Genomic DNA, 23,367 nt, shown 5'->3' with positions numbered 1-23,367 from the left:
TATTATGACACTTTGGCATCTTTATTACTATTAGAATATGCCACAGCTGCTTTTACAAAAGCCACAAAAAGTGGATGAGGATTAGCTACAGTACTTTTATATTCTGGATGATATTGCACACCCACAAACCAAGGGTGTTCAGGAATTTCTACAATTTCTACTAAACCAGTTTTAGGATTAACTCCTGTTGTTTTAAGTCCTGCATTCTCTAATTGTCCTTTATACCTATCATTATACTCATAACGATGACGATGACGTTCCGTAATAAATGATGTATCATAGGCCTCAAAGACTTTACTATCTTCTACTAATTTACAATCCCAAGCACCAAGTCTCATAGTTCCACCCATATCAGTAATGTTTTTTTGTTCTTCCATTAAACTGATCACAGGGTTAGCCGTACTTTCATCTACCTCTACAGAGCAAGCATCTTTTAATCCTAAAATATTACGAGAATATTCTATAACAGCCATTTGCATTCCCAAACAAATCCCAAAAAATGGTAATTTGTTTTCTCTAGCATATTGTACTGCTTTTATTTTTCCTTCGATTCCTCTTTCTCCAAAACCTGGAGCTACCAATATCCCATCGAGATGAGCAATCTTATTTGATATTGTATCATCATCAATATACTCAGAATGTATACTTTCTACGTTTACTTTTACCTCATTTTCTGCACCGGCATGTATAAACGCTTCCAAAATAGATTTATAAGAATCTTGTAATTCCACATACTTCCCAATAAGACCTATAGTAACTTCACATTTTGGATTTTTATGCCTTTTAAGGAAATCATTCCACTTATCTAAATTAGGAACATTATCATCTCTTAATACTAGTTGTTTAAGCACAACCGCATCTAACCCTTCTTCCAACATTAAATTCGGCACATCATAAATAGTTGAAGCATCGATAGACTGAATAACAGCTTCTTCTTTTACATTACAAAATAAAGCCAGTTTTCTACGCAAATCATCAGATAGTTCGTGTTCTGTTCTGCACACTAATATATCAGCTTTAATGCCGCTTTCCATCAATGTCTTTACACTATGTTGTGTTGGCTTAGTTTTTAATTCTCCTGCTGCAGAAAGGTATGGTATTAACGTTAGATGAATCACTAAAGCATTAGTATCTCCTAATTCCCATTTTAGTTGTCTAACTGCCTCTATATATGGCAAAGACTCAATATCACCAACTGTTCCTCCTATTTCAGTGATTACGATATCATAATCACCGCTCTTACCAAGAATTTGGATTCTCTCTTTTATTTCGTTGGTTATATGGGGAACCACTTGAACAGTTTTACCAAGAAACTCTCCACGGCGTTCTTTTTCTATAACACTCTGATATATCCTACCTGTAGTGACATTATTTGCTTGAGAAGTTGGTGTATTTAAAAAACGTTCATAATGTCCTAAGTCAAGGTCCGTTTCTGCACCATCATCAGTTACATAACATTCTCCGTGTTCATATGGGTTCAACGTTCCAGGATCAACATTGATATACGGATCTAATTTCTGAATCGTAACTCTATATCCTCTAGCCTGAAGCAATTTTGCCAATGAAGCTGCTATAATTCCTTTTCCTAAAGAAGAGGATACACCTCCTGTCACAAAAACATATTTGGTATTAGCCATGTAAACTTAACTATTTGTTCGGTTGTGTTTAAATTTTGCGCAAAAATACAAAGAAGAACCCAAACAAAGCATTGAAAATAAGGCAATATTTATGCAACTTATCCATAATTCTTTAACAGTGTAAAAAACTGAAAATGAATTATTAAAGTATGAAAACAAAAAACCCATCTACTTGAGATGGGTTTTTTATTTATCTAAAAACTCTTTATTCTTCTTCATCAGAAGTTACTTCTTCCGGCTCTTCAAAATCAGTGATTCCTTTAGCTTGTAAAATATTATACCACTGTATTACTTTCTTCATATCACTAACATACACCCTATCTTCATCATAATCTGGTAATATCTCGCTAAAATAAGCTTCTAATTTATTCTTAGACTCTTTATGGCTTATAGCTTTTTCTCCGTTCTCTTTTTCTTGGATTCTCTTAAAAATTTCTCTTAACGGAACTTCTTCCGTAAAAGTATAAATTGCTATTTCACTAAGAATACTAACATTATTTTGAATACTAACAGATAGTTTTTTTCCATCCGCTAATGATTCTGCTACAAAACCACTTCTAGTTTGTGCCTTTAATTCATATAAACCTGGTTTTCCAGAAATTGATAATATTTTGTCTAAGCTCATAAATTTACATTCAAAGTTGGCAAATATCAGTAGTTCATTTTTAAAAATCAAACATTAACCAACATAAATTATTTATTTAATTCTTACTTTAAGAATGTATTGAAAATCTTTTCTAACGTCCTTTTTTGGCTAAAGGAAACTTCATTCTATAATCAGCACTAATCTTTCCTTTAGATATATTAGTAAGTTTCCCCTTAATTAAACGTTTTTTAAGGCTGGATAGTTTATCTGTAAACAAAACTCCTTCTATGTGATCGTATTCATGCTGAATCACTCGTGCGGCAAGCCCCGTATATGTCTCTGTATATTCAACAAAGTTCTCGTCAAAATAGTTAATCTTAATTGTTTCTTTTCTGAATACATCTTCTCTAACTTCAGGAATACTAAGACATCCTTCTGTAAATGCCCATTCTTCTCCTGTTTCCTCTATAATCCTAGCATTTATAAAAACTTTTCTAAACCCTTTTAGCACTTCTCTTTCTTCTTCAGAAAGTTCCTCATCATCCGCAAAGGGCTCAGCATCTACCAAAAATAATCGTATTGGAAGTCCAATTTGGGGAGCAGCCAATCCAACACCATGTGCATTGTACATAGTCTCAAACATATTTTCTAGTAACTCTGAAAGCTTTGGATATTCTTTATTAATCTCCTTTGCTTTTTTCTTCAATACCGGATCACCGTACGCAACAATTGGTATAATCATATTATTAATATTCTCTGTTTTTATTCTCTTATTTTTAAAAATACTTCTATAAATTATAAAGATAATCCTGGAGTATGATAGTAGCACTAATCTGATCTACTAATGCCTTATCTCTTCGCTTCTTTTTGGATATACCACTAGCAATCATAGTATCAAAAGCTATTTTAGATGTAAATCGTTCATCAATTCTTTTTACAGGAATATCCGGCAATAATTTTTCTAATTTTTCTAAAAACGGTTGGATTAATTTTTCACTCTCCGAAGCTTCTCCGTGCAATCTCTTTGGTTCACCAACTACGAACAATTCCACTTCTTCTTTCGAAACATACTCCTTCAACCAACTTAACAACTCTTTAGTATCTACGGTCGTTAAACCAGAGGCTATAATCTTGGATTCGTCGGTAACTGCAATCCCGCATCTTTTTCCTCCATAATCTATTGCTAAAATCCTTGCCATAATCAATTTTGTGCAAAAGTATGATATTATTATAAAAACTTCTACACTTATTATTATTACATATATTTACTTAGATATTATTTTCAACTTCAAACAGCATTTTCATCTACCTAAAGCCATATTGATTAATGAATTCAAAAAAATACTTATATATATTAGTAGGGATAATTGTCACCTTATTAGTTCTTAATATAACGAGTTATTGGAATTTATACAATAATCAACTAGATCAAAATGATTTCTTTTTTAAAAAATTTAATTTTGACAACGAAAAAAATGTGCCTTCCATTTTTTCTAGTTTTCTTCTTTTTTTCGCATCTGCATTATTATTAAAAATTGCTTTTAACAATTCATTCATTAATATCAAAAAAACATTCTGGACTTCGTTAAGTATTCTATTTTTATTTCTTTCTCTTGATGAACTTCTCCGCATTCACGAAAAAATTGGACCTCAGTTTTCTTTTTTAGAAAACACTTCAGGTATTTTTCATTATGCTTGGGTTATTCCATATGGGATTATTACCACGGTAATTGGTTTATTATATCTTAAACCTATTTTTAAACTTCCTAGGAGAACATTATTTATGTTTATTAGCTCAGGTACAATATTTATTGCAGGAGCTATTGGATTAGAAATGATATCTGGCTGGTATATTGGTCAAAACGAATATGCCCAACAGGAGATAAGAATCATACCAAGGTTTTTTATTCTCTATACAATAGAAGAGTTTATGGAGATGCTTGGTATTACTCTTTTCATTTATGAACTTATCAGGATTCTTGAAATTCATAAAACTTCGTTACAAAAATAAACGATACGAGTTAATATTATATGACAATCTTTATATTTACCAAAATTTTTTAATAAATGAACCAACTAAAAGAGACCATAGAAAAAGCTTGGGATAATAGAGAGCTTTTAAAAGAAACGAGTACTCAGGATGCTATCAGAAAAGTTGTAGACTTATTAGATTCTGGAGAACTTCGTGTAGCAGAACCTATAGAAGGTGGATGGCAGGTAAATGAATGGGTAAAAAAAGGGGTTGTACTCTATTTTCCAATTCAAAAAATGAAAACACTAGAAGCAGGTATTTTCGAATACCACGACAAGATTCCATTAAAAAAAGGATATGAAGCAAAAGGTATTCGAGTAGTTCCTAATGCGGTAGCTCGTCATGGAGCCTATATTTCTCCTGGCACCATTTTAATGCCAAGTTATGTAAATATTGGTGCTCACGTAGAAGAAGGTACCATGGTAGACACCTGGGCAACTGTAGGAAGTTGTGCGCAAATTGGTAAAAATGTTCACCTTAGTGGTGGTGTTGGAATTGGTGGTGTTTTAGAACCATTACAAGCCGCTCCAGTTATCATTGAAGATAATGCTTTTATTGGATCCAGATGTATTGTAGTAGAAGGTGTTCGTGTAGAAACTGAAGCCGTACTTGGAGCTAATGTAGTATTAACTGCTTCTACTAAAATTATTGATGTTACTGGAGATACTCCTGTAGAAAGAAAAGGAGTTGTACCTGCAAGATCTGTTGTAATTCCGGGTAGTTATACAAAGAAATTTCCAGCTGGCGAATACAACGTTCCTTGTGCTTTAATTATAGGAAAACGCAAAGAGAGTACAAACAAAAAAACTTCACTTAACGATGCGCTTAGAGAGCACGATGTAGCTGTCTAATTACAAATAAAATATGTATACTTGTGAGCTTGTCTTTTTTTTAGGCAAGCTCATTCTTTTAATCAATAGTTTAGTAAATGAAAATATTAGTCATTCAACAAAAAATGATCGGTGATGTCCTAACAAGCACTGTTATTTGCGAAGCATTAAGAAAAGAATATCCTGATGCTACTATTGACTATCTAGTAAACTCTAATACAAAACCAGTAATCCTTGGAAATCCATTTTTCAATACTATTGTAGAGTTCAAAAATGAATATCGTAATAACAAAAAAGCATTCTATTCTTTTTTAAAAGAAATCAAAAAATCAAAATACGATCTAGTTGTTGATGCTTATGGGAAACTAGAAAGCAACCTCATCTCCTATTTTTCTAAAGCTCCGAAGAAAATATCTTTTCATAAATGGTATACTCAATTCCTGTACTCTAAAGTAATTTACAGAAATCCCGAACCTATTACGAATGCTTCTATTGCAATTGAAAATAGATTAAGATTAGTATATCCTGAGGATAAAATTGCTACTAATATTATTCGACCAAAAATATTCTTAACTGAAGAAGAAAAAAATACTTCAAAAACATATCTGGAACAGCACAAAATAACACCGGAAACACCTCTAATCATGATTAGTGTTTTAGGTAGTGAAATGAGAAAAACGTTGCCTTTCGATTATATGGCGAAAGTTATTGATGAAATTGTAACTACAACTTCTGCGAATATTCTATTTAATTATATTCCGAATCAAGAAAAGGATGCTAAAGCTATTTATAATCTAACAACACAAAACACTCAGAAACATATTCATTTCAATGTATTCGGAAAAAGTTTACGCGAATTTATAGCAATACTCTCCCATTGTGATGCATTAATCGGGAATGAAGGTGGCGCAGTCAATATGGCTAAGGCATTAGATAAACCTACATTTACCATTTTTTCTCCTTGGATTCTTAAAAAAGACTGGAATATGTTTGAAGATGGCATTACGCATGAATCAGTACATCTCTATGACACTAAACCAGAATTATATTGGGATAAAACTCCAAAAGAGATGAAAGACCAAGCAATAGAGTTATACAAAAATCTTTCTTCAGAATTAATCATTCCAAAGCTTAGATCATATCTTCAAAACCTGAATCTTTAATCTTTTTCAATTCCAAAAGGAGTTCTGATTACATTATCTCGCTTAGTAACTTTCCTTATGGCTTTATTTTTAGTAATCATTTCTGGATGAACATAGCTTCTTTCATGGTGTAAATGTATGCAAACAGCACTATAACGTACTTGTTTTGCCTTAATTCCTAAGTTAAATAATCTTTCGCCGATCTCTCTATCTTCTCCTCCGTATTGCATTCGCTCATCAAAACCATTAACCAACATTACATCTTTTTTCCAACCAGAAACATTCATCCCATCCCAAGTAGCTTTGGTAGGAGTTATAAAATTAAGAAAACGTTCTTTCCTGCCTTCAGCTGTTAATTTATTTAATTTAAACGAAGACTCTAATCCTTTATTAATTAACCAATCGACATCAAAACATTCTTGGTTCCTTATATGTTTTTCGGAAATTAGTTCCGAAATATCCTTAGGTAGTTTAAAATAACCTCCTGACAAAAACCAACCAGATTTTCTCATCCGTAAATGGGTTTCAATAAAATCTTCTCTAGGAATACAATCCCCATCAGTAAATAATAAATAATCCGAATCAGCAACCACAATAGCTTTATTTAAAATTACTGTTTTTCGGAACCCTTGATCCTCATGCCAGATATGCTTCAAAGAATATTTAACTGTTTTAGAAAATTCTTGTATCAATTTTTTAGTGTCTTCTGCCGAACCATCATCCGCAACAATCACCTGAAAGTTATTGATACTCTGACAGTCATATCCAAACAACACTTTACCCAACCAATCAGGTTGGTTATAAGTACTAATGATTACTGTTATTTCTGGTGATTGCATTGCCGTAAAAATAACTATTTTTGCAAGATACCTTATATAAATAAGGCGTCAATCAATCTTAAAACATCTGAATGGTTAAACTATCTGCTGTTATCATCACTTACAATGAAGAAAAAAAAATAGAGCGATGTCTCTCATCTTTAGTAGGTGTCGTTGATGAGATTGTCATTGTAGATTCTTTTTCTACAGATAGAACAGAAGAAATTTGCAAACAATTTGATGTAAAATTTATTAAACAGGAGTTTTTAGGATACATAGAACAAAAGAACTTTGCTATTGCCCAAGCTTCTAATAATCACATTATATCTTTAGATGGTGATGAAGCTTTATCCTGTGAGCTTCAGGATTCTTTAATTAAATTAAAATCAAATTGGATTCATGAAGGATATTATATGAATCGTTATAATAACTTTTGTGGACAGTGGATAAAATATTCGGATTGGTATCCCGATAAAAAACTAAGAGTTTTTATAAAAGGAAGAGGGGAGTGGAAAGGCATAAATCCGCATGATTCCTTTAAACTGGTAAATCCAAAAGGGTCTTCAAAATTAAAAGGAGATATACTACATTGGAACTACGCAACCTATCAAGAATTTAATCTTAAAACTGATAAATTCTCCACAATATCTGCACAATCTTATTATAAACTAGGTAAAAAAGCTCCCATTTGGAAAATCATTCTTAATCCAACTTGGGCATTTTTTAAAGCCTATTTTTTAAGATTTGGTTTTCTAGATGGTTTTAATGGTTTTGTTATATGTATACAAACTGCCAACATTACTTTTCTAAAATATTCTAAACTTAGAGAATTGATTAAACAAAAAAGGTAGTTAAGCCAACCAGCCCAAACATATCATTGCTAGACGTTTATTAAAACTAAGTACTGATTAACTATTTGTTTATTCAAAAAAATAATGGTTTATCAGGTTTTTTCAAGGCTTATCCAAATTTCTAAAACATAGCAAGGCTTCTCATATAGTTTTGAGTAAAAATTATTTAAAACTGTATTCATATGACTAAAAAATTTGTATACCTGCTCTTTTTATATGCACTTGGAACATTTGGACAAGAAAAACTTACCATAAGTGGATATATAAAAGATATTAGTTCCGGAGAAAAATTACTTGGAGTTAATATCATTATTGATAATTCTATAGGAACCACAACAAATGATTATGGTTTCTACTCTATAAACATAGAAAAAGGAAGCCATCAAATAGAAATCAGTTATTTAGGGTATAAAACTATTCTTAAAGAAATTCAAATCACAAATAACCAAAAAATAGATTTTGACCTAACGGAAGAATTAGCTCAATTAGATGAAATTATCATCTCATCTAATAACACCAGAAAAAAAATAGAATCAACTGAGATGAGTGTTATCTCATTGCAAGGAGAAACTATAAAAAAAATGCCTGCTATTCTTGGGGAACCTGATGTATTAAAATCATTACAGTTACTACCCGGAGTATCTAGCGTAAACGAAGCCTCTTCTGGATTTAATGTAAGAGGTGGTTCTGTTGATCAAAACCTAATATTACTCGATGAAGCCACTATTTATAATGCTTCACATCTATTTGGTTTCTTCTCAGTATTCAATTCTGACGCTATAAAAAATGCAAAATTATATAAAGGAGGAATTCCCGCAACATATGGAGGAAGATTGTCTTCTGTACTCGATATAAAGCAAAAAGAAGGAAATACCAAAAAGTTCGGAGGAAACATCGGAATAGGTCTTATTTCTGCCAAAGCATTAATTGAAGGGCCTATTCTAAAAGGAGATAAAGAAGAAGCTTCTGGCAGTTACATGTTAGCTGGCAGAAGGTCATATATAGATCTATTTTCTTTCCTTCTAGAAGATTTCAAAGATAGTTCACTATTTTTCTATGACTTCAACCTAAAAGCAAATTATGACCTCAATAAAAACAATCGATTGTTTCTTTCAGGGTATTTCGGTAGAGATACATTTGAACTCGATGGATTACTAGGGACAACCTGGGGAAACTCATCTGGAACACTTCGCTGGACAAGCGTTATCAATGAAAAGCTATTTTTACAAACCTCTGCTATTTTTAGTAATTACGAATATAACTTAGATAATCTCAGAACTGGTTCCGAGTTTAGATGGAAATCCAGTATCACCAATTACAATTTAAAGCCAAAATTATCTTGGTACATTAACAATAACAACACGCTTAAAACAGGAATTGATATGACTTATTATCAATTCAAACCAGGAAAAATATCTTCTCTAAATGGATCTAGCATTAATGAAGAAGAGTTTAGTGATAAGTTTGGTTTAGAAAATGGAATTTACGTAGACTTAAAACAAAAACTATCCGATAAACTTAGTGTTCAATATGGACTAAGATGGTCTAACTTTTTTAGACTAGGATCCCAAGAAATAAATCAATATGAAACAGGAAGTCCATTAACCTATAATGCCGAACAAGATATTTATGAAGAGAATGAAGTGATAGGAACCACACAATATGGTTCTGGGGAAAATATAAAATCATTTAATGGATTAGAGCCTAGAGTATCAGCAAGGTATTTATTAAACGATTCTAATTCTCTTAAACTAAGTTACAATAGAATGTATCAGTATTTGCATCTAATCTCCAACACTACCTCTCCTACTCCTTTAGACGTATGGTCTCCAAGTGGCACCTACATCAAACCACAATATGCAGATCAATTAGCATTAGGATACTTCAAATCATTTAATGAAGGAAAATATGATCTAAGTCTCGAAACATATTACAAGAAACTCAATGATGTTACTGATTTTATTGATGGAGCAGATCTAATATTTACTGAAGAAATAGAAACGCAAATTGCACAAGGAGATGGAAGAGCATACGGATTAGAAGTGCAGTTGAATAAAAATGAAGGTAGATTAACCGGTTGGTTAAGTTATACACTTGCCAAATCAGAAACTAAAGTTCTCGGAATTAACAATAATGAATATTATCCGTCCAACAGTGACCAATTACACGAACTAAACCTAGTTGGATTCTATAAACTAAATAAAAGATGGGATTTTGGAGCTAATTTTGTTTTTGGTTCAGGAAGACCAGTAACCTATCCTACCGGACGATACGAACAAAATGGATTAGTCGTTGCTGATTATAACAACAGAAATGGAAATCGACTACCTGCCTATCACAGATTAGATATATCAGCTACATTAAACCCAAAAAAAGGGAAAAACGGTAAATGGGTATTTAGTCTAGTGAATGTATATAACAGGCAAAATGCAGCTTCTATCTACTTCAATGAAGTGGGAGAAGTGGGAGATCAAGAAATTGCTACCGGAATGACGCAAGCAACCAAATTGTCTTTCTTTGGTATAGTCCCAAGCATATCCTATGAGTTCAAATTTTAAAAAACATCAAATGAAAAATTTATTTATAACATCCGTAATAATCATCTCATCACTCTTTCTATCCTGTGAAACCGATGTAACTAGTGATATCACTTTAAACGAAAGCACTCCAAGATTAGTAATCAACGGAGGATTAGAAAGAAATACTATCACTCCATTAACGGCACAACGCATACAGTTAATGACTACTGCTTCATTTCTATCCACAGAAGAATTGCCTTCTATAAGTGACGCATCTGTCGTTGTGACAAGTAATACAGATTCCTGGACATTTACACATACATCTAATGGAATTTACGAAAACTCTGAAATCATCCCAGAAATCGGAAACACATACACCATTACAATAAACTGGAATGGAGAAACCTACGAAGGGTCAGATTCCATAAGCGAAGTGCCATCTTTTGATGATTTTTATTTTGAATTTGAAGAAGAAACAATAGCAACAGATGCTGGATACTTTGTTAAATTTGATACCACAGACCCTATAGATATTGTTAATTTTTATTACTATCGTCTTTTCAAAAATAACGAGTTTATTATTGTTCCGGACCCAGGAAATAGTGAAGTTTTAATTGTTTCAGATGAATTCTTTGATGGTAGACAACGTATCGGTGTAAATCCAAATGATGAAGTGCCTTTTGAAATCGGAGATATTGCTACAGCACAACAACTTTCAATATCTGAAGACTATTTCGATTTCTTAAACGAATTGTTTATACAAACAGGGAATTTAGGTAATCCAATAATTGGTAACCCGCCACCAGCTTCAATACGTGGAAATTTAATAAATTTAAGCAATCCCAATAATAGAGCATTAGGATACTTTTATGCAGTAGACATCGAAGAAGACACCATAACAATCATAGAAAACTAATAAATTGAAAACTAACAGGATTTATTTTTATTTATTCATTATTCTTCTGTTTAATGCTTTTCACCTTATTAGTGAAATTTATACTGCTGATCTAAAAGAAGGGCTTTCCGAAACTATTATATTATTACCTGTAAGTTTCATTTATACTTTGTTTATTTTTTGGTCTAGAGTTTATTTAAAAAACAAACTAATTCCAAAAATAATAAATATAGAAAATAGATCTCAGTTCTTAAGTGTTTGGACTACCGTTATTATAATAAAAACAGTTACACTAACATTTATCTGGCAGACAGTTGCTTATACATTTGAAAATGATAAAGAAATTGAAAGATCTTTTTTTGACTTGGTGTTCTGGCTCGTTTTATTAATCAATTTCGCAGTCATCGCTTTCGTATATTTTATTGAAATTTTCTTAGAATCTCAGCAAGAGAAACAGGACATCAAAATTAAACTTACGCAATATCAAAATGAAAAATCAGTAGCTCAATACTTGGCCTTAAAAAAACAATTAAATCCTCACTTTCTTTTTAATAGTTTTAATAGTTTATCTGGTCTAATAAGTATTGATACTAAAAAAGCAGAACATTTTTTACAAGAATTATCTAATATTTACCGTTATAACTTAACTCAGAGCGAAGAGGTAGTAGTACCGTTAAAAAAAGAATTAGAACTTATTAATTCATACATGTCATTGCAGAAAATTCGATTTGGAGAAAGTATTATTTTTCAAAATGATATCGAAGAATCTAAACTGCACCTTCTACTACCTCCTATGACTTTAGAATTACTTTTTGAAAATGCTATCAAACATAACAGTGTGGACATCATTAAACCTTTGAAAATAACTATTTCTGTTGATAATTTAAGTCTTAAAGTCGTGAATAACTTCCAACCTAAAAATAATGATTATGAAAAATCGCTTGGTATCGGACAAAAGAACTTAGTAAATCAATACAAGATGTTGCATTCTGAAATTCCTGTTTTTAACATTTTCAATAACAACTACATAGCCTCTATCCCACTTATTCAACCCGAAATATGACCAAAGCTATTATTATAGAAGATGAGAGTATTGCAGCGATTAGATTACAAAATCTAATTCAAGAAGTCAATAACCAAATAATCATTGTTAAGGTTCTGACCTCTATAAATGAATCAATACAATATTTATCGACAGAGAGTCCTGATTTAATTTTTTTGGATATCAATTTATCTGATGGGTATTCTTTCGAAATCTTTAAAATACTAGAAATAAATACTCCAATAATTTTTACCACAGCATACTCAGAATATGCAATTAAAGCATTCGAACAAAATAGTATTGATTATTTATTAAAACCAGTCGCTAAAAACTCATTATCAAGAAGCATCGATAAATTCTTTGGACTTAATAAAAACAAGTTACCCGAATACAAAGACTTGTTTCTTCATAACGGAAAAGATTATAAAAAACGATTTTTAGTGAAAATGAATAATAGTTTAAAAACTATTGAAATTGATCAAATTGCATATTTCTATACGGAAGAAAAACTAACTTTTGTAAAACTTTGGAATGGTAAAAAAACTCCAGTGGATTTTTCTTTAAAAAAATTAGAACAAGAATTAGATCCTTCTAATTACTTTAGAATTAACAGGAAATATATTATCCATTTAAAATCGATTGGAGAGATGTATTACACCTCGAAGTCAAGAATAAAAATATCATTAGATCCTGACACTTCTGAAAGTAATATTTTTGTCGCGATAGAAAAAATAGGAAAGTTCAAAAAATGGCTTTCTTTATAATTTTTCACCCGTACTAATCTCTGTATTTCTTTTTCCAGAAAAAGATTTTTCTTTTCAATTTTCGTTTACCATGATAACGATTCTGAAACTCCTGGGTGTATTGCCACATTAATCTAAAAACATCTGATTCAGCTTCATCAGTGCACTTAGCATATTCATTACTCATTACCCTAATCATAGATTCGTGTATTGTTAAACGAGCAAAATTTTTAATTCTTGTTTCGAAATTCATTTCACCAAACTCCATCCGATTTAAATCTACTAGATAAAAATCATACCCATCTTCCTTTCGTTTGATTAAAGTATTCCCAGGAGAATGATCTAAAAAATTCACACCATTCTTATGCAACTCATATGTAAACCTCGTAAAAGCTCTCAATATATCTTCATGATCTGCAATGCTAAAATCAGTTGTTAATTCTCTATAAGTAAGATCACATTCTACTAATTCACTAACATAAAAACTCTTTTTAAACAAAAACGGAGTTGCTCGGGTATCATAAGCGATCGGAAAAGGTGTTTTTATTCCTAAATCCAATAAATTATTGGCATACATATATGATCGCTCGGCTTTAGATTTCCGAAAAAACCTATACGCTACTTGATTAACTATATTAGGAATCTTGAATGACTTTATGGTATATTTTTGATCATTAAGGTTAATAATCTTAATCACATTACGCTCAGCGTCTCCTAATATATCTGTATATTCTTCAAAGTTATCAATAGCATTCTTTATATCAGAAGCTAACAACTTCTTAGAATTATGTACTACAAATCTGTTCGGCATTATGTTTAGAATAATGAACAAAGGTAGTATTTAAGATTTTTAAAAGGAAAGACGTTCTATAAAATTGTTTGCACAGAAATGTGTTACTTTGCAAAACAAACATTTTTAAAATGACAAAGTATCCTACTTGCTCTTTGGTAACACCTACATATAACTGGCCAGAAGCCTTAGAGCTACTACTTTTAAGCATAAAAAAACAAACACATCTTCCTAATGAAGTAATCATAGCCGATGATGGATCTAGAGAAGAAACAAGTAAGTTAATTAAAAGAATGCAAGGAGATTTTCCTGTGCCTTTACACCACATTTGGCACGAGGATAATAAAAACCAAAAACCCGCTATAATGAACAAAGCCATTGCTAGTGCTAAGTTTGAATATATTGTGGAGATTGATGGCGATATTATTATGCATAAAGACTTTGTAAAAGATCATCTTTCCATGGCTGAAAAAAGTGTATTTCTATATGGGAGTCGTGTGAACATACAGGAGGATTACTTAGACACATTGTTTAAGAAAAAGCAAACCCATTTTGGTTTTTTCTCTAAAGGAATCAAAAAAAGAGGACGCACATTACGAATCCCTTTTCTTGCCAATAAATATAAAACAGAAGACAAACGTTCTTCTAAACTAAGAGGTTGTAATATGTCCTTTTGGCGAGAAGATTTCCTCAAAGTCAATGGTTTTAATGAATCTTTGACCGGTTGGGGTATTGATGATAGCGAAATGATTCAACGACTAATTAACATCGGTATTAAAGGAAAACGATTAAAATACAAAGGAATTGTGTACCATATTTATCATAAAGAACAAGATAAAAGTCATATCCATGTAAATGAAATAATCGAAAAGGAAACCACTGAAAAAAAAGTGACTTACATAGAAAAAGGAGTTGATCAATACCTAAAAAACTAAATTATGTTTGACATCTCTGTCATTATCATTAATTATAATTCCGAAGAGTATACTGTTAATTGTATAAAATCACTCTTAGAACATACTTCTGAGCAGCTATCTTGTCAATATCTTGTAGTAGATAATGGATCTAAAAAAGAAAGCTATAAAACCGTTAACACTTATATTGAATCTATTAAAAATAATATTTCCATAGAGCTAATCCGAAGTAATATCAATACTGGTTTCGGTAGTGGAAATATGATCGGAGTACAAAAAGCTACCGGAAAATACTTGGCGTTCGTTAACAATGACACCATATTAGAGAGTGATTGTCTTTCTTCTCTCAAAAATTTTATGGATAACCGATCAGATGTTGGCGTATGTGGCCCACAAGCTTTTACAGAAGATAAAAAGATTTTGCCCACTATAGATCATTTTGCATCATTGGGAAGAGAGATTTTAGGAAGAAAGTTTCTTGAGAAACTTAACTCTAAAAAATATCCTAAACGTAAAAAGTTATATACAGAACCCCAACAAGGACAATTCATTGCTGGAAGTTTTATGTTTTTTAGAGCCGAAGATTTCAATATTGTTGGTGGGTTCGACACTAACATCTTTTTATATTATGAAGAAACTGATATCTGTAAACGTCTGGTAAAAATTAACAAATCAGCATATTTAGTTCCAGATGCCACATTTATTCATTATCACGGGGCAAGTACCGAAAAATCGGTAGCTATCAAAACAGAATTAAAAATATCTCTGCTATATATCATAAAAAAACATTATGGTGTCATTCCCTTTTATATACTCTTAACTTATCTACAAATCAGATATTTCTTTAGCAGTATTGTAAAACCAAAATACTGGCCATTATTTTACACGTTATTATTACAAGCGCCCCTAACAAGGTCCTTAAAACATAAGCAAAAAATTAAACCAATAGTATGAAAGTATTGATTGTTGACAATTCAGGGATCATTCCAGCAATTAATTATGGAGGTATTGAACGAGTTATTTGGGGTCTTGGAAAAGAATTACATAAACTCGGGCATGAGGTGGTTTATCTCGTAAGAATTGGATCTCAATGTGATTTTGCAAAAGTATTAGAGCTAAATCCTGAGCAAGACTTAAATTCACAGATTCCCGATGATATTGATATCGCGCATTTTAGTCATACACCGCTTTATGATGTTGATAAACCAGTCATTGTTACCATGCACACGAACCCTCCTAAAGAAGAGGTTTTAAATATCAATACAGTATTCATTTCAAAAAATCACGCAAAACGATATGGATCGTCTACGTATGTATACAATGGTTTAGATTGGGATGACTATCCTGACCCTATATTAAACAAAGAAAGAGATTATCTACATTTTTTAGGCAAGGCAGCCTGGAAAGTAAAAAATGTATTTGGAGCAGCTAAAATTACTCTTGAATCAGGTAATTCTTTACACATTCTTGGAGGAGAAAAATGGAATTTCCGAAATTTAAAAAGAGGGTTAAAATATATACTAAATCCTAAAATTATTTTTAGAGGTATGGTAAATAATAGTGCCAAAATGGAAATTATTCAGTATTCTAAAGGACTTGTTTTTCCTGTGAAATGGCACGAACCTTTTGGATTAGCCATTACAGAAAGTTTATATGCTGGATGTGCTGTTTTTGGGACAGAAAATGGCTCATTGCCAGAATTAATTACTTCTGAAGTTGGTTTTACCAGTAATAATGCTAGTGAAATATCCAAGGCCATTAAAGAATTTAACTATGATCCGAAACGTTGTCATGAATACGCGGCTAAATATTTCAATGCAAAAATAATGACCGCCTCTTATGTACAACTTTATGAAAAAATTTTAAAAGGGGAAAACCTGAATAACGAAGTACCTAAGTTTATTGACAAGGAAAATATAATTCCAAAATTCAACTAGAATGGAAGATCACAAAGAAGAAATACAAAAAACAATAGATATTCTTAAAAAAGGGGGACTTATCCTCTACCCTACAGATACTGTTTGGGGAATTGGATGTGACGCCACCAATGCAGAAGCTGTTGATAAGATTTACGCTTTAAAACAAAGAGCCGACAGCAAGGCTATGTTATGCTTAGTAAGTGATTTTAAAATGCTTCAACAATATGTAGAAGAAGTTCCTGAAGTTGCGTATGACATCTTAAAATATGCTACTAAAGCGACAACAATAATTTATGACAGACCACTAAGAGTGGCTGAAAATCTTATTGCCGAAGACAATACACTTGGAATTAGAGTTGCGCGCGATCCATTTTGCAGTAAACTAATTAGAAAATTTAAAAAACCTATTGTTTCTACTTCTGCAAATATTAGTGGAAAATCAACGCCTCGCAACTTGAAAGAAATAAGTAAAGAGATTTTGGAAGGCGTTGACTATGTTGTAAATTTGCCGTTGAAAAATAAAGATGCTAAGCCTTCTTCGATTATTAAAATAGGTGGTGATAGCACAGTGAAAATTATCAGGAAGTAAATTGATTCATGTCGGAAGCGAAAAATTATAAAAAAGCATTACAACATTCTGTTTTTAATACAATTACCAAAGCAGCAGCAAACCTGGAATTACAGAGCTATGTTATTGGAGGATTTGTAAGAGATCATATTTTACAAAGAGGAACTGCAAAAGACATTGATATTGTAGCCGTAGGTAGTGGAATTGAACTAGCTAAAGAAGTTTCTAAGCTACTTCCAGGAAATCCAAAAGTTCAGATATTCAAGACTTATGGAACGGCAATGTTAAAAGCCAGTGATATTGAAGTTGAATTTGTGGGTGCTAGAAAAGAATCTTATCAAGAAAATAGCAGAAATCCTATTGTTGAGAATGGAACTTTACAAGATGATCAAAACCGAAGAGATTTTACTATTAATGCGCTAGCATTAGATCTTTCAGAAGATAATTTTGGTAATATTTCAGACCCTTTTAACGGATTGGAAGACTTAAGATCCAAAATTATTCGTACTCCATTAGATCCAGATATCACTTATTCCGATGATCCTCTACGAATGATGAGAGCAATTCGTTTCGCAACTCAGTTAAATTTTAAGATTGAGTCTACATCATTAGAAGCTATATCAAAAAATAAGGATCGAATCAAAATCATCACTAAAGAACGTATTGTTGATGAATTAAATAAAATTATGCTTAGTGAAAAACCATCAGTCGGTTTTCTACTATTGGAAAAAACTGGTTTATTACCATATATACTACCTGAATTGGTTGCTCTAAAAGGGATTGATGAAGTAGAGGGCCAAAAGCATAAAGATAACTTTTATCACACTCTAGAAGTTGTAGATAACATATCCGAGAACACTGATGACTTATGGTTACGTTGGGCTGCGTTATTACATGATATTGGCAAAGCACCAACTAAAAGATTTAGTAAAAAAGTAGGATGGACATTTCATGGTCATGAATTTGTAGGTTCTAAAATGGTATTCAAATTATTTAAGCGCCTAAAAATGCCTTTAAATGACAAAATGAAGTTTGTTCAAAAGATGGTATTGATGAGTTCTCGCCCAATTGTTATCGCATCAGATGTAACAGATTCTGCGGTTAGAAGATTAGTATTTGACGCAGGTGATTACATCGAAGAATTAATGACGCTTTGCGAAGCAGATATTACAACAAAAAACCCTAAACGTTTTAAAAAATACCACAACAATTTCAAAATTGTTCGACAGAAAATGGTAGAGGTAGAAGAACGTGATCATATCCGTAATTTCCAACCTCCAGTAAGTGGAGAAGAAATAATGCAAACTTTTAATATAAAGCCTTCACGTGAAATTGGAATCATTAAAGAGGCCATTAAAGAGGCTATATTAGACGGAGAAATATCTAATGAACATGATGCGGCATATCAATTTATGATCAAGAAAGGAGAAGAACTAGGATTAAAGAGTAGCTAAGGATTAGAATTTATACATTAACTATATGAAAAAATATTTCAGACCACTTGTTATAACATCTGTCGTACTTATATATTTAATTATAATTGCTGGAGCGGTTGTTAGAATGACAGGTTCTGGAATGGGATGCCCAGACTGGCCTAAATGCTTTGGCTACTACATCCCTCCAACCGAAGAGGCACAAATTCAATGGAAAGCTAATCACGAATACCAAAAGGGATTTATAGTAATCTTAGGTAAAGAATTAAGAATTGCAACCAAAGATTTTTCATCCACCACAGCATATAACCCTGATAATTGGGAACCTTATACCAAACACGATTATGCAGAATTTAATGTATGGCATACTTGGATAGAATATATAAATAGACTTGTTACTGTGCTTTCTGGAATACCTATTCTATTAATGTTTATAATATCTCTATGGTTCTGGAAAAGTAACCGGAAAATACCAATTTATGCTGGTATCACAATTATCGCAATGGCGTTTCAGGCTTGGTTAGGAAAAATTGTGGTAGACTCTAATTTACTACCACTTAGGATTACGGTTCATATGCTTGTTGCTTTCATTATTCTAGCAATATTATTATATGTGTTGTTTTTAACAAGAGACAAAATAACATCTATTAAATTTAGCAAAACATTTAAAACAATGCTGTTATTTTCTGCTGTCCTAACATTGGTACAAGTAGCATTAGGAACCCAAGTAAGACAATATGTTGACGAACAAATTAAAATTGTAGGGGAGCAAACAAAATCGGAATGGTTAAATCCTCCTACCTTTACTTTTTATGTCCATAGATCATTTTCTATACTGATTGTTTTAATAAACATTTGGCTACTTTGGTACAACAAAAAAATGCTACTAAGAGTATCCAAATTAAATTGGGTTATAGGCTTAATAGGGTTAGAAGCATTAACAGGCATATTAATGTACTATTTTGATTTTCCTTTTCTATCACAACCTTTACATTTAGTTCTATCATCATTATTGTTCGGTGTACAGTTTTACATCATACTAGAGGTGTTTAAAAATAAAGTTATTGAAGCTTAAAATTCTAAAATAGTCACAAACAAGTTTGTATCTTTGCCAATCCAAATTATTCAAGAATGATTTACCGTTTCAGAATTATCCTAGATACAGAAGAAGATGTATTTAGAGATATCGAAATAGAACAAGATGCGACTTTAGAGCAGTTCCACAATGTTATTAACCAATCTTTTGGTTTTGATGGTATGGAAATGGCTTCTTTTTATATTAGTGATGAACAATGGAGTCAAGGAGAAGAAATATCTCTCTTCGATATGAGTGATGGCAACCAGCCTGTAAAACTAATGAATGAGACATCTCTAATCGATGTAGTTCATGAAGCTTCTCCTCGATTAATTTACATATATGATTTTTTAAGTATGTGGACGTTTTTAGTAGAGCTTGCCGAAATTGCAGAATATGAAAATGGACGAGAGTACCCGAATGTTATGTTCGTTCACGGACAAATTCCTGACAATGCTCCAGATAAAGAATTTAAAGCTGATGATTTAGACCAAAATAGTGATGATGAAGGTTTCTTAGACCTTGATGATTATGATGAATTAGGATTTGACGAACATTGGAATTAAAACTAAAAGAATATGATCAACTTATATAGCACTCAAATTGAATCCCTTTCGATTCACAAAATAGGGAACAAAAGTAGAAACGAAAATATATTTCTTTCTGACACTCCATATGCACTTAATGATGAATTAACTGCATTACTAAAGGAATACTTTTTTAAACCTTTTAGAGAAAAAGAAGAAAACTATTTCCAATTTACTAACGAAGTTGATGTAGAATTTAATCCGCTATATAAAATAGTTACCGAAATTTTTAACAATCCCTCATCTGCACACGAAAAATCGAAAAGAATTGCTTCTTTGTTATATGAACAATCGCAACACCCACATATCAAAAGTGGTGAAGTGTATATTGTTTATCTAGATAACCTTACGATAGATAATGAAAAGACCTCTGCCGTTGGAATTTTTAAATCAGAATTAAAATATGATTTTCTTCAGTTTGAAGAAAAAGGAACTAATATAGGCTTACTCCACCAACAAGGAGTTAATCTTAATAAATTAGATAAAGGTTGTTTGATTTTTAACCATAAAAAAGAAGAGGGTTATAAAATTCTTTCCGTAGACTCTAATCGTTACGATACTAAATATTGGTTAGAACATTTCTTAGGAGTAGAAGCTTTTGAAGATGAAAACTTCTATACCAAAAAATACATGAAGTTTTGTCAAGATTTTGCAAAGGATGTAGTATTACCTGCAGAAGACAAAAAAGAAGAAGTGATGTTCATGAATCGAGCGGTAAATCACTTTGCTAAAAATGACACTTTCGAAGAATCTGCTTTCCTTAATGAGGTTATAGATAATCCAGATCTTATTCCGGAATTTAAACATTATAAGACAGAAAAAGCTCCAAAATATCACATAGAAGACCTTACAGAATTCCCTATTGCTAATACCGCGGTTTCTGCAGCAAGAAAGAAGATTAAAAACACCATTAATTTAGACACCAATATCCAAATTAAAATGGATTTCATCAATCCAGAATCTGCAGAAAAATTCGTAGAAAAAGGCTGGGACGAAGAAAAACAAATGTATTATTACCTAGTATATTTCAATAAGGAACAGAAGGATTAATATAGTGCTAGTGCTAGGTTAAGTATTATCTAGAACTTTTTGCCCTAAAAATAAGGGCTGTATTTACTTCTATAATTGATTTATCAGAATTTTCAATAAAATCACTTAGGAAGATTTTCTCATCATCTTTGTTAATAGGTTTTGGTTCTTCTATTATAGAATCCCCTACCAATCTATTTTGATAATAAATTAATGGTGATAATTTAATTACTCCACTTTCTTTAATATATGTTCCAGTAGTTTTGATAAAACGTTCACCATATTCTCCATAGTCCTCATAAGTAAATATATTTTCTCTTAAATCCAATGCCTTATATCCATTAGGTTTTGTATGCAGAAAACTTTTTACAAAAACCTCATGTCTAGGTTTACCAGAAACGTTATAGTAGTATAGAATAGGTTTTGTTCTTTGCGGATTATGAATACTGTATTCAACTAGTAATGAATCTCCTGAACGTTGAAATTGCCCAGTTTTATGAGCTCTATACTTTGATACATAAGTTATGTTATCCACTTGATAAACAAATTTCACCATTAGATCATTTACTCCACCTCTAAAATCAGGAAGTCTTGGTTGGACTGGTCTTGAATGAAAAACTACTGCCTCTACTTTTGCCGTTTTTTCAAAAGGATAAAATTTCGGAAGTTCAAAGTTATTCCACATCCAAATACAGGACATTAATAAAAACAGACCTCCGAAAGTCCATGGATTTACTTTCATTAACTAAATTTTAGTCATAAATATTACTGGTGAAAATAATGTTACAATTTAAAAATTTGCAAAATTTAGACTTTATGTTATTAGTCCATATAATATCTAACTAATATCAACCCTCCAACAATCGTTTCATATTTACATTTTCATAATTACGTTTTACAAAATCCAAGGCAGTTTTTAAAACTTCCCCCATAGACTTACTTCTTCTAAATTTTAAATCCAACGTAAAATTATACAAATGCTCTCGTAATTCTTTTAGATTTTCTTCTGTAGAAATCGTGTCTTCACACATGCAATTTACCAATGTCTCATAACGGGATCTAGAATTCAATATTCGCTTTGCAAGAATAGAACGTTCTTCTTTTTTATACTGCTCTATAGAACTAGGCTGAAGCTTATTCATTACAATATCTACCATATCAAAATTCTCCTTAAAAAATTGTGGTTGATATACTTTTAACTTCCCTTCAAAACATTGCTGATCAAAATCGATAGCTCTGATTTTATACTCTACATGATCAAAATCATGAATAGGGATTATAACGTAATTATAAGATCTCATATCCCCTAACAAACGCATCTGACAACGTTCATTGAACTTCACAAACTCTTTGGCTATCTGAGATTTAGCCTGGTCACTTAAATCTGGCAAAAAATCTTTAATAAATACATCGCCAGGAATCCCAGCAATATGCTCTTCTATCAATGTATTTTTATATACCAAAAAGTTAATTCTATTGGGCGAGAACATATGCTCTAACTCCAATCCATAAATACGAGAAGCATCAGCTTTCTTAACATAAATATAAGTATAGTTATCATTAAGAATATTTCTTACTCTAACTCGAAAAGGCTTCGAGTTTCCAAAGGTGCAATAATCAATCGCATCTATATTAAGAAATTCGATCGCATCTTCATTACCATCAGAATGTAATATGGTATATACTTTTTTTAAACTAGATTCAATTTCTGGCCTTTCGTGTTCTTCATAATATACTCGAACCCACAAAGTATCTTCATCATTACTATCATAAACAACTATGGAACCCGAAAACCTCAACAAATCATCATAAAACACAGGAATCTTAATTTTACGATTACATTCCTTTAAATAACTATCCAAACTATCATTAATTGGATAGGTAGGTTTCTTCTTAGACATTAACTTTTCTTCCATATTCAGCTGCTTTCAGTTAGCAATTTACAAAAGAAAAGGTT

Annotated in this window: 24 protein-coding genes; 16 read left to right on the top strand and 8 right to left on the bottom strand. The window is 31.7% G+C overall.

Features of this window, described 5'->3' with window-relative positions; genetic code table 11:
• Window positions 1-2: 2 nt before the first annotated feature.
• The 4 genes from BMY33_RS11350 to ruvX form a co-directional block, all read right to left on the bottom strand.
• The gene (locus BMY33_RS11350) at window positions 3-1,637 is read right to left on the bottom strand and encodes a CTP synthase (RefSeq protein WP_091408431.1); all 1,635 of its coding nucleotides are present in this window, start codon (window positions 1,635-1,637) and stop codon (window positions 3-5) included.
• Between the two features lie 205 nt (window positions 1,638-1,842).
• Window positions 1,843-2,262 carry a DUF5606 family protein gene (locus BMY33_RS11345; protein ID WP_091408428.1) on the bottom strand — a complete coding sequence of 140 codons (420 nt, stop codon included), beginning with the start codon at window positions 2,260-2,262 and terminating at the stop codon, window positions 1,843-1,845.
• Between the two features lie 112 nt (window positions 2,263-2,374).
• On the bottom strand, window positions 2,375-2,965 hold the full coding sequence (gene def, locus BMY33_RS11340) for a peptide deformylase (protein ID WP_091408425.1): 591 nt from the start codon (window positions 2,963-2,965) through the stop codon (window positions 2,375-2,377).
• A 46-nt stretch (window positions 2,966-3,011) separates the two neighbouring features.
• On the bottom strand, window positions 3,012-3,422 hold the full coding sequence (gene ruvX, locus BMY33_RS11335) for a Holliday junction resolvase RuvX (protein ID WP_091408423.1): 411 nt from the start codon (window positions 3,420-3,422) through the stop codon (window positions 3,012-3,014).
• Between the two features lie 128 nt (window positions 3,423-3,550).
• On the opposite strand from ruvX, the gene BMY33_RS11330 reads away from it, so the two are divergent.
• The 3 genes from BMY33_RS11330 to BMY33_RS11320 all read left to right on the top strand — a co-directional run bounded on the left by BMY33_RS11330 (window position 3,551) and on the right by BMY33_RS11320 (window position 6,248).
• The gene (locus BMY33_RS11330) at window positions 3,551-4,234 is read left to right on the top strand and encodes a hypothetical protein (protein ID WP_091408421.1); all 684 of its coding nucleotides are present in this window, start codon (window positions 3,551-3,553) and stop codon (window positions 4,232-4,234) included.
• A 56-nt stretch (window positions 4,235-4,290) separates the two neighbouring features.
• Window positions 4,291-5,106, top strand: coding sequence for a 2,3,4,5-tetrahydropyridine-2,6-dicarboxylate N-succinyltransferase (locus BMY33_RS11325; RefSeq protein ID WP_091408419.1), 816 nt, complete (start codon window positions 4,291-4,293; stop codon window positions 5,104-5,106).
• Between the two features lie 77 nt (window positions 5,107-5,183).
• Window positions 5,184-6,248: a glycosyltransferase family 9 protein gene (locus tag BMY33_RS11320; RefSeq protein WP_091408416.1), complete on the top strand. Its 1,065-nt coding sequence runs from the start codon at window positions 5,184-5,186 to the stop codon at window positions 6,246-6,248.
• On the opposite strand, the gene BMY33_RS11315 is transcribed toward BMY33_RS11320, so the two are convergent.
• A complete protein-coding gene (locus BMY33_RS11315; RefSeq protein WP_091408415.1) occupies window positions 6,245-7,066 on the bottom strand; it encodes a glycosyltransferase family 2 protein in 822 nt (273 codons plus the stop codon). The two genes, BMY33_RS11320 and BMY33_RS11315, sit on opposite strands and share 4 nt — an antisense overlap.
• A gap of 71 nt (window positions 7,067-7,137) precedes the next feature.
• Between BMY33_RS11315 and BMY33_RS11310 the strand changes: the two genes are divergently transcribed.
• The 5 genes from BMY33_RS11310 (at window position 7,138) to BMY33_RS11290 (ending at window position 13,116) form a co-directional block, all read left to right on the top strand.
• Window positions 7,138-7,896: a glycosyltransferase family 2 protein gene (locus BMY33_RS11310; RefSeq protein WP_091408412.1), complete on the top strand. Its 759-nt coding sequence runs from the start codon at window positions 7,138-7,140 to the stop codon at window positions 7,894-7,896.
• A gap of 182 nt (window positions 7,897-8,078) precedes the next feature.
• Window positions 8,079-10,454: a TonB-dependent receptor gene (locus BMY33_RS11305; protein WP_091408410.1), complete on the top strand. Its 2,376-nt coding sequence runs from the start codon at window positions 8,079-8,081 to the stop codon at window positions 10,452-10,454.
• 10 nt (window positions 10,455-10,464) lie between these two features.
• Window positions 10,465-11,331, top strand: coding sequence for a DUF4249 domain-containing protein (locus BMY33_RS11300; RefSeq protein WP_170837061.1), 867 nt, complete (start codon window positions 10,465-10,467; stop codon window positions 11,329-11,331).
• Between the two features lie 4 nt (window positions 11,332-11,335).
• On the top strand, window positions 11,336-12,373 hold the full coding sequence (locus BMY33_RS11295; RefSeq protein ID WP_091408406.1) for a sensor histidine kinase: 1,038 nt from the start codon (window positions 11,336-11,338) through the stop codon (window positions 12,371-12,373).
• Window positions 12,370-13,116 carry a LytR/AlgR family response regulator transcription factor gene (locus BMY33_RS11290; RefSeq protein WP_091408404.1) on the top strand — a complete coding sequence of 249 codons (747 nt, stop codon included), beginning with the start codon at window positions 12,370-12,372 and terminating at the stop codon, window positions 13,114-13,116. Before BMY33_RS11295 ends, BMY33_RS11290 begins: the two co-directional genes overlap by 4 nt.
• A 13-nt stretch (window positions 13,117-13,129) precedes the next feature.
• On the opposite strand, the gene BMY33_RS11285 is transcribed toward BMY33_RS11290, so the two are convergent.
• Window positions 13,130-13,906: a lipopolysaccharide kinase InaA family protein gene (locus BMY33_RS11285; RefSeq protein WP_091408402.1), complete on the bottom strand. Its 777-nt coding sequence runs from the start codon at window positions 13,904-13,906 to the stop codon at window positions 13,130-13,132.
• A gap of 110 nt (window positions 13,907-14,016) precedes the next feature.
• Here BMY33_RS11285 and BMY33_RS11280 point away from each other — a divergent pair, with 110 nt between their 5' ends.
• Genes BMY33_RS11280 through BMY33_RS11245 form a run of 8 tightly spaced genes read left to right on the top strand, consistent with a single transcriptional unit; the run spans window position 14,017 to window position 21,431 of the window.
• Window positions 14,017-14,820, top strand: a complete 804-nt coding sequence (locus BMY33_RS11280; protein ID WP_091408400.1) for a glycosyltransferase family 2 protein — start codon at window positions 14,017-14,019, stop codon at window positions 14,818-14,820.
• 3 nt (window positions 14,821-14,823) lie between these two features.
• The gene (locus BMY33_RS11275; RefSeq protein ID WP_091408398.1) at window positions 14,824-15,753 is read left to right on the top strand and encodes a glycosyltransferase family 2 protein; all 930 of its coding nucleotides are present in this window, start codon (window positions 14,824-14,826) and stop codon (window positions 15,751-15,753) included.
• Entirely contained in the window at window positions 15,750-16,736 is a 987-nt protein-coding gene (locus BMY33_RS11270; protein WP_091408396.1) for a glycosyltransferase, read from the top strand. Before BMY33_RS11275 ends, BMY33_RS11270 begins: the two co-directional genes overlap by 4 nt.
• Window position 16,737: 1 nt before the next feature.
• Complete coding sequence (locus BMY33_RS11265) at window positions 16,738-17,307, top strand: L-threonylcarbamoyladenylate synthase (protein ID WP_091408393.1); 570 nt, start codon at window positions 16,738-16,740, stop codon at window positions 17,305-17,307.
• Between the two features lie 8 nt (window positions 17,308-17,315).
• Window positions 17,316-18,740 carry a CCA tRNA nucleotidyltransferase gene (locus BMY33_RS11260; RefSeq protein WP_091408392.1) on the top strand — a complete coding sequence of 475 codons (1,425 nt, stop codon included), beginning with the start codon at window positions 17,316-17,318 and terminating at the stop codon, window positions 18,738-18,740.
• A 25-nt stretch (window positions 18,741-18,765) separates the two neighbouring features.
• Complete coding sequence (locus tag BMY33_RS11255) at window positions 18,766-19,794, top strand: COX15/CtaA family protein (protein WP_091408389.1); 1,029 nt, start codon at window positions 18,766-18,768, stop codon at window positions 19,792-19,794.
• Window positions 19,795-19,850: 56 nt separating this feature from the next.
• Window positions 19,851-20,360: an IS1096 element passenger TnpR family protein gene (locus tag BMY33_RS11250; protein WP_091408387.1), complete on the top strand. Its 510-nt coding sequence runs from the start codon at window positions 19,851-19,853 to the stop codon at window positions 20,358-20,360.
• A 12-nt stretch (window positions 20,361-20,372) separates the two neighbouring features.
• Entirely contained in the window at window positions 20,373-21,431 is a 1,059-nt protein-coding gene (locus BMY33_RS11245; protein ID WP_091408385.1) for a nucleoid-associated protein, read from the top strand.
• A gap of 25 nt (window positions 21,432-21,456) precedes the next feature.
• Here BMY33_RS11245 and BMY33_RS11240 read toward each other — a convergent pair whose 3' ends face one another.
• Window positions 21,457-22,152, bottom strand: coding sequence for a hypothetical protein (locus BMY33_RS11240; protein ID WP_091408382.1), 696 nt, complete (start codon window positions 22,150-22,152; stop codon window positions 21,457-21,459).
• Window positions 22,153-22,258: 106 nt separating this feature from the next.
• Complete coding sequence (locus BMY33_RS11235) at window positions 22,259-23,326, bottom strand: hypothetical protein (protein WP_091408380.1); 1,068 nt, start codon at window positions 23,324-23,326, stop codon at window positions 22,259-22,261.
• Window positions 23,327-23,367 lie beyond the last annotated feature (41 nt).

The sequence above is a fragment of the Aquimarina amphilecti genome (genome assembly GCF_900109375.1).
GTDB classification, from domain to species: Bacteria; Bacteroidota; Bacteroidia; order Flavobacteriales; family Flavobacteriaceae; genus Aquimarina; species Aquimarina amphilecti.
Note: the sequence above shows the minus strand (reverse complement) of the source record. Positions and strands in the feature narration are given on the sequence as shown.